This window comes from Halorubrum amylolyticum (genome assembly GCF_004114995.1).
Lineage (GTDB): Archaea > Halobacteriota > Halobacteria > Halobacteriales > Haloferacaceae > Halorubrum > Halorubrum amylolyticum.
In genome coordinates, this window is record NZ_SDJP01000009.1 from 33,664 (window position 1) to 48,682 (window position 15,019).

The 15,019-nt window shown below is 71.5% G+C and carries 13 protein-coding genes and 1 pseudogene; 6 read left to right on the forward strand and 8 right to left on the reverse strand.

Going from position 1 to position 15,019, the window contains the following annotated elements:
- Positions 1–142 precede the first annotated feature (142 nt).
- From ESO89_RS08740 to ESO89_RS08755, 4 genes are all read right to left on the reverse strand, one after another.
- Positions 143–490, reverse strand: a complete 348-nt coding sequence (locus ESO89_RS08740; RefSeq protein WP_128905151.1) for a 2Fe-2S iron-sulfur cluster-binding protein — start codon at positions 488–490, stop codon at positions 143–145.
- A gap of 135 nt (positions 491–625) precedes the next feature.
- On the reverse strand, positions 626–1,246 hold the full coding sequence (locus ESO89_RS08745; RefSeq protein ID WP_241686171.1) for a DUF7109 family protein: 621 nt from the start codon (positions 1,244–1,246) through the stop codon (positions 626–628).
- Positions 1,247–1,249: 3 nt separating this feature from the next.
- Positions 1,250–2,443: a glycosyltransferase family protein gene (locus ESO89_RS08750; RefSeq protein ID WP_128905152.1), complete on the reverse strand. Its 1,194-nt coding sequence runs from the start codon at positions 2,441–2,443 to the stop codon at positions 1,250–1,252.
- 105 nt (positions 2,444–2,548) lie between these two features.
- Complete coding sequence (locus tag ESO89_RS08755) at positions 2,549–3,733, reverse strand: MFS transporter (RefSeq protein ID WP_128905153.1); 1,185 nt, start codon at positions 3,731–3,733, stop codon at positions 2,549–2,551.
- A 113-nt stretch (positions 3,734–3,846) separates the two neighbouring features.
- On the opposite strand from ESO89_RS08755, the gene ESO89_RS18520 reads away from it, so the two are divergent.
- Complete coding sequence (locus tag ESO89_RS18520) at positions 3,847–4,017, forward strand: HVO_0758 family zinc finger protein (RefSeq protein ID WP_164932770.1); 171 nt, start codon at positions 3,847–3,849, stop codon at positions 4,015–4,017.
- Between the two features lie 703 nt (positions 4,018–4,720).
- On the opposite strand, the pseudogene ESO89_RS19390 reads toward ESO89_RS18520, so the two are convergent.
- A pseudogene (locus tag ESO89_RS19390) lies at positions 4,721–5,266 on the reverse strand (hypothetical protein); the annotation flags it as partial.
- Positions 5,267–5,347: 81 nt separating this feature from the next.
- Positions 5,348–6,460, reverse strand: a complete 1,113-nt coding sequence (locus ESO89_RS08765; protein ID WP_128905155.1) for an aldo/keto reductase — start codon at positions 6,458–6,460, stop codon at positions 5,348–5,350.
- Between the two features lie 138 nt (positions 6,461–6,598).
- On the opposite strand from ESO89_RS08765, the gene dacZ reads away from it, so the two are divergent.
- From dacZ to ESO89_RS08790, 5 genes are all read left to right on the forward strand, one after another.
- Positions 6,599–7,408: a diadenylate cyclase DacZ gene (gene dacZ / locus ESO89_RS08770; protein WP_128905156.1), complete on the forward strand. Its 810-nt coding sequence runs from the start codon at positions 6,599–6,601 to the stop codon at positions 7,406–7,408.
- Positions 7,409–7,413: 5 nt separating this feature from the next.
- Entirely contained in the window at positions 7,414–8,202 is a 789-nt protein-coding gene (locus tag ESO89_RS08775) for a mechanosensitive ion channel family protein (RefSeq protein WP_128905157.1), read from the forward strand.
- Positions 8,203–8,310: 108 nt separating this feature from the next.
- Complete coding sequence (locus tag ESO89_RS08780; protein WP_128905158.1) at positions 8,311–8,979, forward strand: GNAT family N-acetyltransferase; 669 nt, start codon at positions 8,311–8,313, stop codon at positions 8,977–8,979.
- Positions 8,980–9,058: 79 nt separating this feature from the next.
- Positions 9,059–11,470, forward strand: coding sequence for a DEAD/DEAH box helicase (locus ESO89_RS08785; RefSeq protein ID WP_128905159.1), 2,412 nt, complete (start codon positions 9,059–9,061; stop codon positions 11,468–11,470).
- A 59-nt stretch (positions 11,471–11,529) separates the two neighbouring features.
- Positions 11,530–13,074 carry a cryptochrome/photolyase family protein gene (locus tag ESO89_RS08790; RefSeq protein ID WP_128905160.1) on the forward strand — a complete coding sequence of 515 codons (1,545 nt, stop codon included), beginning with the start codon at positions 11,530–11,532 and terminating at the stop codon, positions 13,072–13,074.
- 381 nt (positions 13,075–13,455) lie between these two features.
- Here the strand turns inward: ESO89_RS08790 and mvaD are convergent, their stop codons facing one another.
- Both mvaD and ESO89_RS08800 read right to left on the reverse strand, forming a co-directional pair.
- Entirely contained in the window at positions 13,456–14,454 is a 999-nt protein-coding gene (gene mvaD, locus ESO89_RS08795) for a phosphomevalonate decarboxylase MvaD (RefSeq protein WP_128905161.1), read from the reverse strand.
- A gap of 147 nt (positions 14,455–14,601) precedes the next feature.
- A complete protein-coding gene (locus tag ESO89_RS08800) occupies positions 14,602–15,009 on the reverse strand; it encodes a TlpA family protein disulfide reductase (protein WP_128905162.1) in 408 nt (135 codons plus the stop codon).
- Between the last annotated feature and the right edge of the window lie 10 nt (positions 15,010–15,019).

The following is a 15,019-nucleotide window of genomic DNA, read 5'->3' on the forward strand; positions in this document are numbered from 1 at the left end:
AGTCACTGATCGGGTTGTACCGAGCGGCTGGGGCTTTGGAAGTCGTCACCGCCGATCTGGTAGTAGCGATTTATAAGCGATCGACCAATCCGCGTCGAATCACAGTTCACTCAAAAACGACGCCCCGCCCGCACGATACGGATCAGTCGTCGTCGGCCGCTGCACCGTCGGCATCCGTGTCACCCACGTCCGTCGCCGCGTCGTCCTCGATGCTCGGCGGGTATTTCCCGCGGTCGAGCTTCAGGTCGGACTGCGGGCGCGCCATGCAGGTGAGCGCGTACTCCTCGGCCTCCTCGTCGGTGAGCCCGCGGGCCGCCGGCTGGGTCACCTCGCCCTCGACGATCTCCGCGGAGCAGGCGAGACACATCCCGACGCGGCAGGAGTACTCCTGGGCGATCCCCTCCTCGATACAGGAGTTGAGGACCGTCTCCGTGTCGGCCACCTCGATCGTCTCGCCGGTGCCGACGAACTCGACGGTGTACTCGGTCATAGCGCGGAGTACCGGCCGACCCGTCAAAAATGGTTCCCCTCGATCGCGTCGCCGTCGCGGGGACGGAACGCCCGCATCCCGACAAGTCTGATAGGCTCGACGACCGCGACGACCGAGCCGCTTGGTTCCGCTCGGCTACCCGTCCAGTTCGGCCACGATTCGTTCGCGGATGTCTCCGGCGTCGACGGGCGCCCACGCTTCGATGTCGTAGGTCACGTCGGCGAGAACCTCAAGCCGCTCCGCGTCGCCCGCCTCGATCGCGGCCACCGCGTCCGCGGACAGACGCTCTACCACCGCCTCGGAGAGCGCCTGGCGGTCCACGTCGCGCTCGGGCACGTCGAGGATGTGCGGGAGGTCCTCGGCGTCCGCCGGCAGCGAGGGGAACGCCGCCGGACCGACCGCGAGGGCGACCGCGTCGGCGTCCGCCCCGTCGGCGGGATCTGCGGGCTCTGTCGCCCGACCACCGTCCCCTCCCGCCTCCGAGAGCGCGGCGGGCGGCGCGGGGACGAGCGCGTACTCCGCGACCGCGACGTCGATGGCGGCGGCGATGGCCTCGCCGTCGACCTCGGCGCGCTGTTTGAAGGCGAGCTCCGAGAGCGCCTCGGACAGCTCCTCGCGGGTGAGCCACTCGAACAGGTCGACGACGCCGGCGAGGTCGTCGCGGGCGGCGACGCTGGGCGCGTCGCCTCCGGTCCCGCCGGGTCCGCCTCCGGTCCCGCCGGGTCCGCCTCCGGTCCCGCCGGGTCCGCCTCCCATCGGTCAGTCCTCCCCCGGCGCGACGTCCGCGCTCGGGTCCGCGGGCCGCGGCCGGTCGGTCTCCCGGGGCTTCCGGCTCGCTCTCCCCGAACGGTCCTCCCGCACCGCCGCGAGGTCGGCCCGCGCCGCGTCGGCGACCTCGGCGGGCGTGACGGGCGCGTCGCGCCACGCCGGCAGGCGGGTGTCAGGCCCCGGCTCGCCGAGGGCGTCGGCGTACGTCTCGACCTGCTCGCGCTCGGCCGCGCGGTCGTAGTCGAGGCCGTTGAACGCGGCGTCCGTCTCGTAGCCGCGGATCAGCCCGTCGGCCGCCTCGCGGTAGCGGTCGGCGAGCGCGTCGTACTCGACCGCGACGCCGGCGCCCTCGACCGCGCGGAGGGTGGCCTCGCCGACCGCCCGGCTCATGTCGGCGAGGCCGGTCGGGCCGTCGACGGAGCGGTGGTCGTGCTCGTACCGCCCCAGATCGACCTGCGCGCTCCCCGCGAAGCCGGCGTGCGCGAACGCCTCGCCGAGCGTCCCCACCTCCAGCCCCCAGCCGCGCTGGACGCGGAGCTTGGAGACGAAGTCCGTCGTCGCCGCGAACTCCCCGGCGAGCGCGTAGCGGAACGCGTCGAGGTACTCCAGAACTCCGGCCTCTCGGCGCTCGGTGGCGTCGGCGAGCGCGCGGACCAGCGGCCTGAAGAACAGCCGGAACAGCCGCCCGTACAGCGATCCGTCCTCGACACGGGCGTAGTACCCCTTCGAGAAGTCGTGGCCGTGCGCGAGCGGGAACAGCAGCCGGGTGACGAACGCCGGCGAGTACGTCCTCGTGTCGGCGTCGTGGACGACGACGAACTCCTCCTCTAGGGCGCGCCCGAGCCCGAGCCACACGTCCCGGCCCTTCCCGCGGTCCCCGTCGAGTCCGCGGGCCGCGAGCAGCTCCGTGAGCCGCGGGCCGCCGCACCAGAGGGGTTCCACGGTCACGTCGAAGCCGTCGAGCCAGTCGGCGAAGGGCCCGACGCGCTCGGCGGGGGCGCGGAGGGGGACGACGACGCGGGCGGGGTCGACGGACTCCAGCGCCGTCAGGACCCGATCGGCCGCGAGCGTTCCGTACTCGCGCTCCGTCATCGGCACGACGACCGCCGCGCGGCCGGTCGGGGCGTCCGGCCGGTGGTCGGTCAACGCGTGCAGCGTGGTCACGCGCTCTTGTACGTACTCCATCTATCCGGTACACGGGCGGGACGCCCTAAATTGGTGCGATACCCGTGCGCCCGTGCCGGTCTCGGTCGGGTAGGGAGCCGGCCACGGCGGACGGAAGGGCCGCTCTCACTGCGCGCGCTCCGTGCCCGCCGCGCCGCCCGGAACGCGCCCGGCGTACTCGAGGACCGCATAGGCGACGACGACCAGCGCGAGCCCTCCGACGAGCGTGAGAAAGACCGCGTCGTAGCCGGCGCCGGCCTCGATCGCCTCGCCGACGACCCACGAGCCGGCCGCCTGCGTCGTCATCATCCCGGCGGAGAAGACGGCGTACGCCGACGCCCGCGACTCGTCCGGCAGCGACGCGAGCAGGTAGGTGTCGCCCGCGGGGAACAGCATGTGGATGGCGAAGCCGACGACGACGCTGGCCGCGACGACCGCGGCCACCCCGGACGAGACGACCACGAGGACGACGCCCGCGAGGAACGTCGACACGATCCCGAGCAGGTACGGGACGTGCGGGAGCCGGTCGGCGAGGTCGCCGGAGACGAGGAACGCGGGGACGCCCGCGGCGAAGATCACCGTCAGCAGGTTCCGCGCGGTCGCCTCCGCGATCCCCTTGTCGATCATGTACAGCTCGTAGAAGTTGAACAGCCCCTGCCAGACGAAGCTCGTGAGTCCCATCAGCACGACGCCGGCGAAGATCAGCTTCCACTCCGAGAGCGCGCCGGCGACGAAGTCGGTGTCGCTCGCGCCGGCGTCCGGGAGGTCGGTCCGGCGGGCGAAGGCGACGAAGACGACGGTGGAGGCGGCGGCGGCGAGCGCGAGCCCGTAGAAGGCGAGCCGCCAGTCGTACCAGAGCGCGACCGTGACGACCGGCGCGGCGGCGACGGCGGCGAGCTGGCTCGCCATCCCGTGGACGCCCATCATGCGCCCGACGCGGGTCGGGAACAGCTCCGCGATGAGCGGGTTCGCGGCGACGAAGTAGACGCCGGACGCCAGGCCGATCGCGAACGCGGCGGTCATCAGCGTCGGGACGCCCGGGGCCAGCGCGACGCCGAGCGCGCCGAGCGTCAGCATCGCCCCGGAGACGAGGACCACGAGCTGTCGGGAGAAGCGCGTGAGCGCCCAGCCCGCCGGGAGCCGCGGGGCCGCCGAGCCGAGCCACGCGAGCGTGACGATCAGTCCCGCCGTCCCCTCGCCGATCGCGAACTCGGCGATGAACTCGCCGACGAGCGGCGCGAACACGACCCGCGCGAAGTTGACGAGGAAGACGATCGCGCACAGCGATCCGAACAGCCGGCTCCGTGACACGGTCGCCGTTGTCGGCGCCGGGAGACAAGGGTTGCGAAAGCGGCGCGGCGCGCCGTCGCGTCTGACCGACGTCGTACGTGGTTTTTATCCCCCCACGCGATCAATCCCGAGCCATGAAATCAACGCGGAAGGGACTTCGCGACGGCGACCTGTTCAAGGACACCTACGAGCGGCTGAACTGCGCCGACTGCGAGAAGGTGTTGAAAAAGCAGAACGACCCGGACGAGGTGTTCTCCGTCCGCGTCTGCCCCGAGTGCGAGTCCACGTTCAAAGAGCTGCGCTGACGCGCCCTCGAACGCCATCGCACCGCCGCCGAAACCGGCCGTCATCGGCTTCCCGCTCCTCGCTTTCTCCTCTCCGCTCCTCGCTTTCTCCTCTCCGCTCCTCGCTTCCTCTCCGCTCCTCGCTTCCTCTCCGCTCCTCGCTTCCTCTCCTCCCCTCGCTTCCTCTCCTCCCCTCGCTTCCTCTCCTCCCCTCGCTTCCTCTCCTCCCCTCGCTTCCTCTCCTCCCCGGCTACCCACCCTGCGGCTCGATCGCGCCGGTGACCGCCGACAGCACGGGGTCCGTCTCGTCGGCGACCAGCCCGATCCACCGGTACGTCCCGAACGCCTCGGCGACGGCGCGGACCGTGGGATCGGTCCCCGCGAGCGCGGCGTCCCGCTCGGCGAACAGGGGGCGGAACCGCCTCCCGAGCCAGCGCGCCAGCGGGTTCGCGCTCGTCACGAGCCCCTCCACCGACCGGACCGCGGCGTCGCGGGCCGCCTCGACCGCGGCGGCGTCCGCCGGAAACAGCGTCTCGCCGTCCTCGATCCGCGCGGCGAGGGCGTCGAGCGCGCGCAGCCGGACCCGGGCGAGCGTCGTTCGGGTGAGCGCCGTCGCCGGGTGATCGGGGGTCCAGTCGTCGACCGGGACGGGATCGAACCGGAGATCCTCGAAGGTCCGGTAGTTCGCGCGGGACAGGAGCGAGACGCTCGGCGCGTCGCACGCGCCGGCCTCGCAGGGCGCGTCGGGCGGCTGGAGCTCGCGGCAGTACTCGTACTCGACGTGGCCCGGCTGCCACGAGACCGACCGGATACGGAACCGGTAACACGACCTGATGCCGGCGCGGGCGACGAACACCGTCTCCGTCTCGTAGTCGGTGTCGTCGAGGAACGACCGGACCCGCGACCGGTCTTCGTCTGCGACGCCCGCGGCGACCGTCAGCTCGGCCGCTCGCTCGGCGGTCGTCACGAGTTTGCGCCCGATCGGGGCTGGATCGGTGTCGCCGCTGCTCTCATCGCTCTCGCCGTCGCTCCCGTCGCCCTCGTCGTCGGCGCCGTCACCTCCGTCACTCCCGGCGGCGAGGTCGACGACGACCGTCCGGCCGCCGGGATTTCGGACCTTCAGCACGGTCGGATCGCCGTCTCTACCCGTGGTCGATCTCGAATCGGACGCCGGGTCTGCGCCGTCGCCCGCCTCGGCGCCGAGACAGCCGCCGAGCGCGAGCGCACCGAGCGACGCGCTCCGGAGGAGGGCTCGCCGTGTGGGGGCCATGCGCCCGGCTTGGAGCGGTCCCGACAAACGTCTTTTGCCCGGTCGACGGCGCGGCGCGTCCCTCGGTTTCCCTCCGCGACGCTACTCGAACACCGCGTCGAACGCCGACGCGCCGAGGGGGTCGAACGTCCCGGCCGCGACGTTCTCGCGGAGGTGGTCGAGGTCGCTCGCGCCGACGAGCGAGGAGGTGACCCCCGGCGCGCTCCGCGCGAAGTTGAGCGCGCGCTGGGCCGAGGTCTCCCCCGCGAGCGTCGCGTCGACCTCGGCCGGGATCGACCCCTCGACGGCGAGCTCGCCCTGTCCGATGCTCGCGCTCGTCACCACGGAGAGGCCGGCCTCGTGGGCGAACTCCAGCGCCGAGACCCGGCCGTCGTCGGCGTCGCCGTCGGGCGAGCGCTGATTCCGCCGCGTGAACGCGTCCGCCATCGCGACGTTGAAGGGGAGCTGGATCGCCTCGAACCCGTGGTCGTCGTCAGGACCGACCACCTCGCCGGCGGCCTCGGCGAGCGAGAGCACCTCGGCGAGCGAGAGGGACCGCTCGTCGTCCTCGGCGACGCGGAACGCGTCCCACGTCGCGACGCCGTAGGCGCCGATGTCGCCCGCGGCGCGCCGGCGCTCGAGGAGTTCGAAGGCGGCCTCGATCTGGTCGTACACCGCCTCCCGAGACCGCGTCGCCAGTTGCGTCTCCGGATTGTGAACGTAGTAGCAGTCGACCGCGTCGAGCCCGAGCCGGTCCAGCGATCGGTCCAGCGACCACTCCAGGTAGTCGGGCGCGATCGCGTGCGCCCCGTTCGCGAGTTCGTCGGGGGCGACGATCCCCGGCTCGACGAAGCGTTCGCGAACGAATTTGGCGGGGTCGTTCGGGCGCTCGCCGTCGAACGGGAGGAATCCTCCCTTCGTCGCCACCACGACCGCGTCGCGGTCGATCGGGGCGTTCCGGACCGCCTCGCCGACGACGCGCTCTGCGCGCCCGCACCGGTAGTTGACGGCGGTGTCGACGTGGTTCACGCCGGAGCGGAGCGCGAGGTCGATCGCCTCGCGGGAGGCGTCGTCGACGGCGGGGGTGGGGTCGCCGAGGTACGTTCCGAGCCCGATACTGGAGGCCACGCCCGGGCCGAACCGGCGGAAGTAGGTGCGCCCGAAGGCGTCGCCGAACTCGTCGCGGTAGTCCCAGAGGGCCTCGCGGGTCGCCATATGCCCGGATAGTCGTCTCGCGGGTAAAAGTCGCGCGTCGTCATCGCGCTCTCGCACGCGGACCACGACCGCACCCGCGTCAGACGCCCGCACGACGCCGACGCAACGACTATACGTCGTCCGGGAGACGCTGAACCAATGGCCTCGCTCACCGACCACCTGTCCGATCTCGTCGAGGACGCCGACGCCGTGTTGCTGTTCTCGCCGACCAGTTCGTTCCACGATCGGTTCGAGGACGGCGACACGGAGGTCGTCGTCGTCGCCCCCGACAACGACGTCGACGCCGAGGTTTTCGTCGAGCTTCCGCTTCCGTTCGACAACGTCAAAGATCGGGTCCGGTTCGGGATCGAGGGGGCGATGGACGCCGACCTCGTCTCGGAGGGCGACGAGGTGGTCTGTATCGCGTCCGTCTTCGACGGCGGGTCGGACGCGGTGACCCGCGTCACCGTCGACGAGACGGTTCACACCGGGATCTACGACCTGTTCGTCAACTCCCGGGCCGAGCCGAGCGTGATCCGCGACGTGTTCGAGGTCGCGATCGAACTCGGACAGAAGGGGCAGAAGGGGAAGCCGGTGGGCGCGCTGTTCGTCGTCGGCGACGCGGGGAAGGTGATGAACAAGTCCCGCCCGCTGTCGTACAACCCCTTCGAGAAGTCGCACGTCCACGTCGGCGACCCCATCGTCAACGTCATGCTCAAGGAGTTCTCCCGGCTCGACGGCGCCTTCGTCGTCTCCGACTCCGGGAAGATCGTCTCCGCGTACCGCTACCTCGAACCCGGCGCGGAGGGCGTCGACATTCCCAAGGGGCTCGGCGCTCGCCACATGGCCGGCGGGGCGATCACCCGCGACACGAACGCGACCGCGATAGTCCTCTCCGAGTCGGACGGGCTCGTGCGGGCGTTTAAGGCGGGAGAACTCGTCTTGGAGATCGATCCGGAGGAGTACTGATCGCCATGTCCGCGGTACCGACACCCGTCTCCGAGTTCGTCGCGGCGGTCCCCGACCGGGTCTGGTTCGCCCTGTTCGTGCTGCTGTTCGGGCTGGTGGCGGCGTACGTCGTCGGCGTGATCAACCGCCGGCTGCTGACCCGCGCGGGCGTCCCGGAGGTGATCGAGGGGACCGCCTTCGAGCGCACCGCCCGCGAGTTCGACACCTCGACGGTGCGAATTCTGGCGCAGCTGTCGAGCTACTTCATCGTCGCCGTCACCGTCATCGTCGCCCTGACCGTCGCCGACGTCAACTACCTCGAACGGTTCTGGTCAGACGTGGCCGCGTTCCTCCCGCGGCTGTTCGTCGCCGTCGTCGTCCTCATCGTCGGCATCGTCGTCGGCGACAAGGCGGAACTCCTCGTCGCCGAGCGCCTCCGCGGGATCAAACTGCCCGAGCTCGGCGTGTTGCCGCCGCTCGTGAAGTACAGCGTCGTGTACGTCGCCGCCCTGCTCGCGCTCGGGCAGATCGGCGTGCAGACGCTCGCGCTGGTCGTGTTGCTGGCGGCGTTCGCGCTCGCGGTCGTGCTGTTCGCCGCGCTGGCGACCAAGGACCTCGTCGCGAGCGCGGCGGCCGGGGTGTTCCTCCTGCTCCGACAGCCGTACGGGATCGGCGACGAGGTGCGGGTCGCCGGCGAGCGCGGCATCGTGCAGGAGGTCGACCTGTTCGTCACCCGCATCGAAGCCGACGGCGAGGAGCACGTGGTGCCGAACCACTCGGTGTTCCGCGACGGGATCGTCCTGATTCGGGAGTGAATCCGGTGCGGTGCAGTCCAGCGGCGGTCGCCGGCTCTCCCTCTCTCCGTTCCCACGCAGTGGGACCAGCTGTCACGATATAACCACGTAGACGCCCAAGCGACGCGTATGAGCCACCACGCCACCGCCGCCTGCGACGGCTGGGACGGCAGCGAGTGCGAGGGGACGGTCCACTGTCCGCCGCGCTGTCCGCGCTTCGTGGACAAGCAGGGGGCTCGGTGGACGATCCGCCCCGCGGTCGACGGGGACGCCGCGGCCCTCGTGGAGATGTACGAGGGGTTCGAGACGGCCGACCGCGCGCAGGGGCTCCCGCCGGTGACCCGGAGCCGCCGGGCCGACTGGATCGAGACGATGCTCGCCGACGGGAGCAACGTCGTCGCCGAGCGCGGCGGCGAGGTGTTCGGCCACGCCATGTACACGCCGACCGACGCGGCTCGCCCCGAACTCGCCGTCTTCGTCCATCCCGCGATGCAGGGGCGCGGCGTGGGGACGGAGCTCTGTAACCACGTCATCGCTGACGCCGCCGCGGGGGGCCGCGAGGGGCTCGAACTTCACGTCGAGAGCGGGAACCGGGTCGCGCGCAGCGTCTACCGGTCGGTCGGCTTCGAACTCGCCGACCGCAGGGGCGACATCCGGATGACCCTCGACCTCGACGACCCGATCGCGATCGAGGTGCGCTGGCCGCCGCTCGCCCGCGAGGGGCCGGACGACCCGCTCCCGCGGGAGCCGCTCCCGATCGAGTTCGGCGGGGCGCAGGCCGCCGGGGCCGACGATTAGGGTTGGGGAGGCGGATTTCCGGATACGCACCACCCCGACCGCAACGATTAGGCCTAGCCGACCCCACGATACCGTAGCCGTGGAGGACGCCATCGAGTGGCTGCGGAATCGACCGTTCTACGAGGGACAGATCGCGGAGCACCGCCGCCTGCCCGCCCGCGAGCCGGCGTACCGCGATATCGACCTCGCGCCCCGGATGGCCGACGCGCTCGCGAAAGACGGGATCGACCGGCTCTACCGCCATCAGGCCGAGGCTATCGAGGCGGTCCGCGACGGCGACGACGCCGTGCTCGCCACCGAGACCGCGAGCGGGAAGTCGCTGGCGTACACCGTGCCGGCCTTCGAGGCCGCGATGGACCACGGGGGCCGGACGCTCTACATCGGCCCTCAGAACGCGCTGATCGCTGACCAAGAGGAGAGCCTGAGCGACCTCGCTCACGGGCTCGGCTTCGGCAGCGGCGTCTCCGTCGAGTCCTATACGGGGCGGCTCTCGCGGAGCGAGAAGCGGGAGGTGCGCGACCGCGAGCCGACCGTCCTCCTCTCGAACCCGGACATGCTCCACTACGCGCTGCTCCCGTACGCGGGGCGCCTGTGGGACCGGTTCTTCTCGTCGCTGGAGTACGTCGTGATCGACGAGGTGCACAGCTACCGCGGGGTGTTCGGCTCGCAGGTCGCGCTGACGCTGCGCCGCCTCGCCCGGACCTGCGAGCGGTTCGGGTCGAGCCCGCAGTTCGTCTGCTGTTCGGCGACGATCAACAACCCCGTCGAGCACGCCGCGACCGTGACCGGGCGCGACCCGGAGGGGATCGCGCTCGTCGACGAGGACGCGTCGGGCCGCGGCCCGCGCGACTGGGTGCTGTGGAACCCGCCGGAGTACGACGACGACTGGCAGGAGCGCGGGAGCGGCCGCCGGAAGTCGAGCCACGCGGAGAGCAAGCGGCTCTTCGTCGACCTCGTGACCGCGGGCGCCCAGACGCTGGCGTTCACGCGCGCCAGACAGACCGCGGAGCAGTACGCGACCGACAGCGCGAGCGACCTCCGGGAGCGGGGCGAGCGCGACCTCGCCGGGAGGGTGGGCGCGTATCAGGCGGCCCTGACCGACGACCGGCGCCGCGAGATCGAGGCGGATCTGCACGCCGGCGACCTCCGGGGCGTCTGGTCGACGAGCGCCCTCGAACTCGGCGTCGACGTGGGCGGGCTCGACGCCGTGATACTCGACGGCTACCCCGGCACGCGGATGTCTGCGTTCCAGCGCGCGGGGCGCGCGGGCCGCGGCGACGACCTGGCGCTCGTGGTGATGGTCGGCGGCGAGGACCAGCTCGACCAGTACCTGATGCGCAACCCGACCGACTTCTTCGAGGCGCCGCCGGAGGACGCGATCTGCGACCCCGAGAACGACCAGCTCCTCCCCGGTCACGTCGCCTGCGCCGCCGACGAGAGCTGGCTCTCGCCCGACGACGAGCGGTTCTTCGGGGAGTCGTTCCCCGGCGCCGTCGCGGACCTGACCGACGAAGGGGCCTTGGACAGACGGGAGGTCGCCGACGGCATCCGGTGGACGCACGTCGGCTCCTCCAGTCCGCAGCAGTCGGTGAGCCTGCGGACCGCGGGAGACCGCGAGGTCGACCTGATCGACGCCTCGCGCAACGAGACGGTCGCCTCGCTCGGCTTCGGCGACGCGCTCCGAGACGCCCATCCCGGCGCGATCTACCACCAGCAGGGCCGGACCTACGAGGTCGCGGAGCTCGACCTCGACCGCGACGTGGCCGAACTTCAGTCCTCGTGGGCCGACTACTACACCCAACCGCTCACCGAGAAGGACATCGTCGTGAACGCGGACCTCGGCGAGCGCGAGCTGTCGGCCCGCCCGGACGTGCCGGTCCGGTTCGCGGACGTGACGGTGACGGAGCGGATCACGGGGTTCGTCCGGAAGGACGCCACGACCGGCGAGTCGCTCGGGGAGTCAATGCTGGACCTCCCCGAGACGACGCTGCGGACGAAGGCGCTGTACTTCCCGGTGCCGGCGGACATCGAGTCCGAGATGCGGGCGCTCGGGGGGCAAAACGAGGACGGCGGCGCGGAGAGGACAGACGGCGCGGAGACGGCGACCGACGGCGGAGAAAGCCTTCCGCACGGCGAGCACGCCCTCAACGGCGGGATCCACGCGGCCGAACACGGGATAATCTCGCTGTTCCCCTTCCACCTGCTCTGTGACCGCGCCGACGTGGGCGGCATCTCGACGCCGTACCACCCGCACACCGACGCGCCCGCGGTGTTCGTCTATGACGGCCACCCCGGCGGCGTCGGGCTCACGCGGCGCGGTCACGAGCGGATCGAGGAGCTGATGGCTCGCACGGCCCGCCTGATCGACTCCTGCGACTGCGAGGGCGGCTGTCCGGCCTGCGTCCAGTCGCCCCACTGCGGCAACGCCAACGAGCCGCTGGCGAAGGCGCCGGCGGTGCGGCTGTTAGAGGCGCTGACGCCGGACGAGTGACGGACCCGGTGATTCACGACACCCGGTGGTTTCACGGTCTTCGCAGCCGTGGCGATCCCATGGAGCTGTTCTGGCACCGACGGGATCTCAGAGTCGCCGACAACGTCGGGCTCGCGGCCGCGACGGGGGCGCGCGACGACGCCCGCGGACCGGCCGCGCCCGTCTTCGTCTTCGATCCGGACGTGCTCGACCACGCGAGCGACGTGCGAGTCCGCCGCCTGCTCGACGGACTCGCCGCGCTCCGGACCGACTACCGCGATCGCGGCAGCGACCTCCTCGTCGCCCGCGGCGACCCCGAAACCGTCCTCCCCGAGCTGGCCGCCGCCACCGACGCCGACCGCGTCGTCTGGAACCGCGGCTACTCGGGGCTCGCACGCGAGCGCGACGCCGGCGTCCGCAAGGCCCTCAACGACGCCGGAATCGAGCGCGAGGCACACCACGACGCGGTCCTACACGAGCCTGACTCGATCCGGACCAACGCCGGCGACCCCTACTCCGTGTACACCTACTACTGGAAGAAGTGGACCGACCGCGAGACCGCTCCGCCGGCGCCGACGGCCGAGTCGGACGACCTCGTCGACGCGGAGGCGTTGCGGGCGGCGACGGGATCGGGTGGCGGGGCGCTGGCGGACGGCGGCGCCGAAACAGATGGCGGCGCCGAAACGGATACCGGCACCGAAACCGACCGCGTCGCCGTCGGCGACCTGCCCGCGCCCGCCGATCTGGAGTTCGCGGAGCCGGACGCCGAGGTGGGTCCCGCCGGCACGGAGGCGGCTCGCGACCGGCTCGACGCGTTCCTCGATGAGTCGGTGCTCTCCTACGAGGCGGACCGCGACTACCCCGTCCGCGAGGCGACCTCCCGGCTCTCGGCCTTCCTGAAGTACGGCGAGATCGGGGTGCGAGAGGCGTACGCGGCGACCGAAGAGGCGATAGCGGAGGCGGGGTCGGACGCACGCCCCGAGGACGCCCCCGAGCAGGTCGAGGAGTTCCAACAGCAGCTCGCGTGGCGGGAGTTCTACACGCAGGTGTTGTACCACAATTCCGAGGTCGTCACCGAGAACTACAAGGAGTACGAGGAGGGGATCGCGTGGCGCGACGACCCCGACGAAATCGCGGCCTGGAAGCGCGGCGAGACGGGCTACCCCATCGTCGACGCCGGGATGCGCCAGCTCCGGGCGGAGGCGTTCATGCACAACCGCGTGCGGATGATCGTCGCCTCCTTCCTCACGAAGGACCTGCTCGCGGACTGGCGGCACGGGTACGGCCACTTCCGAGAGAAACTGGCGGACCACGACACCGCCAACGACAACGGCGGGTGGCAGTGGGCTGCCTCCACCGGAACCGACGCCCAGCCCTACTTCCGCATCTTCAACCCGATGACGCAGGGGGAGCGCTACGACCCCGAGGCGGCGTACATCACGGAGTACGTCCCCGAACTGCGGGGGGTCGACGCCGACCTGATCCACGAGTGGCACGAGCTGTCGCCGACGCAGCGCGCGAACGCAGCGCCCGACTACCCCGCGCCGATCGTCGATCACTCGGAGCGGCGCGAAGAGGCCCTCGCGATGTACAAGCGGGCGCGGGGCGAGGACCCGGACGAATAAGTGGAAGATGTCGGAGGGTGCGTTATAAACGGGTAAGTACGGATCGGCGGTGAACACCGCCAAAGCCCCAGCCGCGAGGACGGGGCACGCTCGCTGCGGTCCTCGCTCACTCGCTCCTCTCGTTCTCTGCGGTCCTTGCGTCGCCTGCCCCGTCCTCGCGACTGGAGCTTTGAATCCACCCGCCCGCAACAGCACCACAGCCTCACGCCTCCCCAGCCTCACGCCTCCCCAGCCTCGCGGTTCGCGCTCTCCGAGCGCTCACCGCGTCCAGCGAGGGACCGGAGGTCCCTCTGGCAGTCGGGCTTCGCCCGACGACCTCGCGCGTGTACCTCGCGCCCGAGGGGCGCTCGGCGGCACGCGCCACCGCACCGCCGAGCCGATTTAAAACAGCGCCTCGCTCTCGTCGAGGACGCGCGCCGGGCCGCCGACCTCCCAGACGTCGGTGTCGATCCCGATCTCGCTGATTCGGCTCTCGACCTCGTCGACGTGGTCGGCGAGCGTGTTCACGTACACCGAGGCGCCGGTGTCCGTCGAGAAGTAGACGGGGACGCCCGCCTCCCGAAGTTCGCGGACCGCGTTGAACACGGCGATCGTCTCGGGCTGCCAGTACACCCACCCCGAGGGGCCGGTCATGGTGGTCGCCGTCAGCGACAGCGAGTCGTGCTCGGCGGTCTCGAAGATCCGGTCGAAGTCGCCCTCGCGGAGTGCGTCTGTCATCTCGACCAACTGGTCCTGGACGTGGGCGGTCCGCGCCTGCATCATGTGGCTCGCGGCGGCCTCGCGGTGGGCCTCCTCCGTCTCCTTGTACGCGGGGACGTGCGCGGCGACGATCCGGAGGTCCGCCTCGGGGTCGAAGCCGTCGTCGCTCACGCCCACGTCGAGCCGGTACGACCGGCAGTCCTCGTCGTTGAGCCCGGCGTCGAGCCGGGAATACGCGCCCGTCACCGACCGGGCCGCGGAGGAGGAGCCGCGGCGGGCGACCGTGGAGACCTCGGGGAGCGTCAGGTCGAGGCCGGCGGCCTCGGTGAGCGCGAGCGCGGCGGCCGCGAAGCCGGACGACGAGGAACCGAAGCCGATGTTCGACGGGAAGGAGTTCTCGCTCTCCAGCCGGGCCGCGGCGTCGACGCCGGCCAGATCGCGGACGTGCTCGACGACCATGTCGATGCGCTCGGCGGCGCGCCCATCGACCGCCTCGCCGCCGATGACGTACGTGTCCTCGCTCGCGTCGGGCTGCCACTCGACGGTGGTCGTCGTCGCGGTCGGGGCGGTACAGAGGCTGATGCTGTCGTGGTACGGGAGCCGCAGTTCCTCGTCGCGCATCCCGTGGTACTTGACGAGCCCCTGGATCGGATGGGCTCGCGCGGTGGCCTTCTCGGTCATACCTCGGGAAGCGTCCGGCGGGGGATTAGTCGTTGCGATGGCCGGACACCGCCGCGCCACGGGGATCGCTCCGGGGGCTCACGCCGGTATCGGCTCACTCACGTCAGGGCCGGACCACGTACGCCGGGACCGGACCACGTCACCCCCTCAGGCGCTCGCGTCGGCGTCCGCGAGCCGCCGCGCGAGATACTCGGCGATGGAGACGGCCTCCTCCTCGACGAACCGCGCGACCTCCTCGCCGTCGGCGGTCTCGACGACGACGGTCGGGATCAGCTCGATCCCGTACTCGTCGACGCCCTCGCCCTCCTTGCCGTCCGGCCCCTTCGTCACCGGGAAGTCATCGATCCGGTCGTCGGGGACGCCGGCCGCGGCGAGCGCCGCGCCGAACGCGGGGAGCTGTCGCCGACAGTCGCCACACCAGTCGCCGCCCCACACTTTAAACCGGTAGTCGTCGGCCGCGAGCGCGTCGAGCACGGCGGGGTCGAACCCGTCGGCGTCAGGGGAGTCTGGGGCGTCAGCATCGGCAAAATCCGGATCGAGCGTTTCGAGCGTCATACGCGGTCGT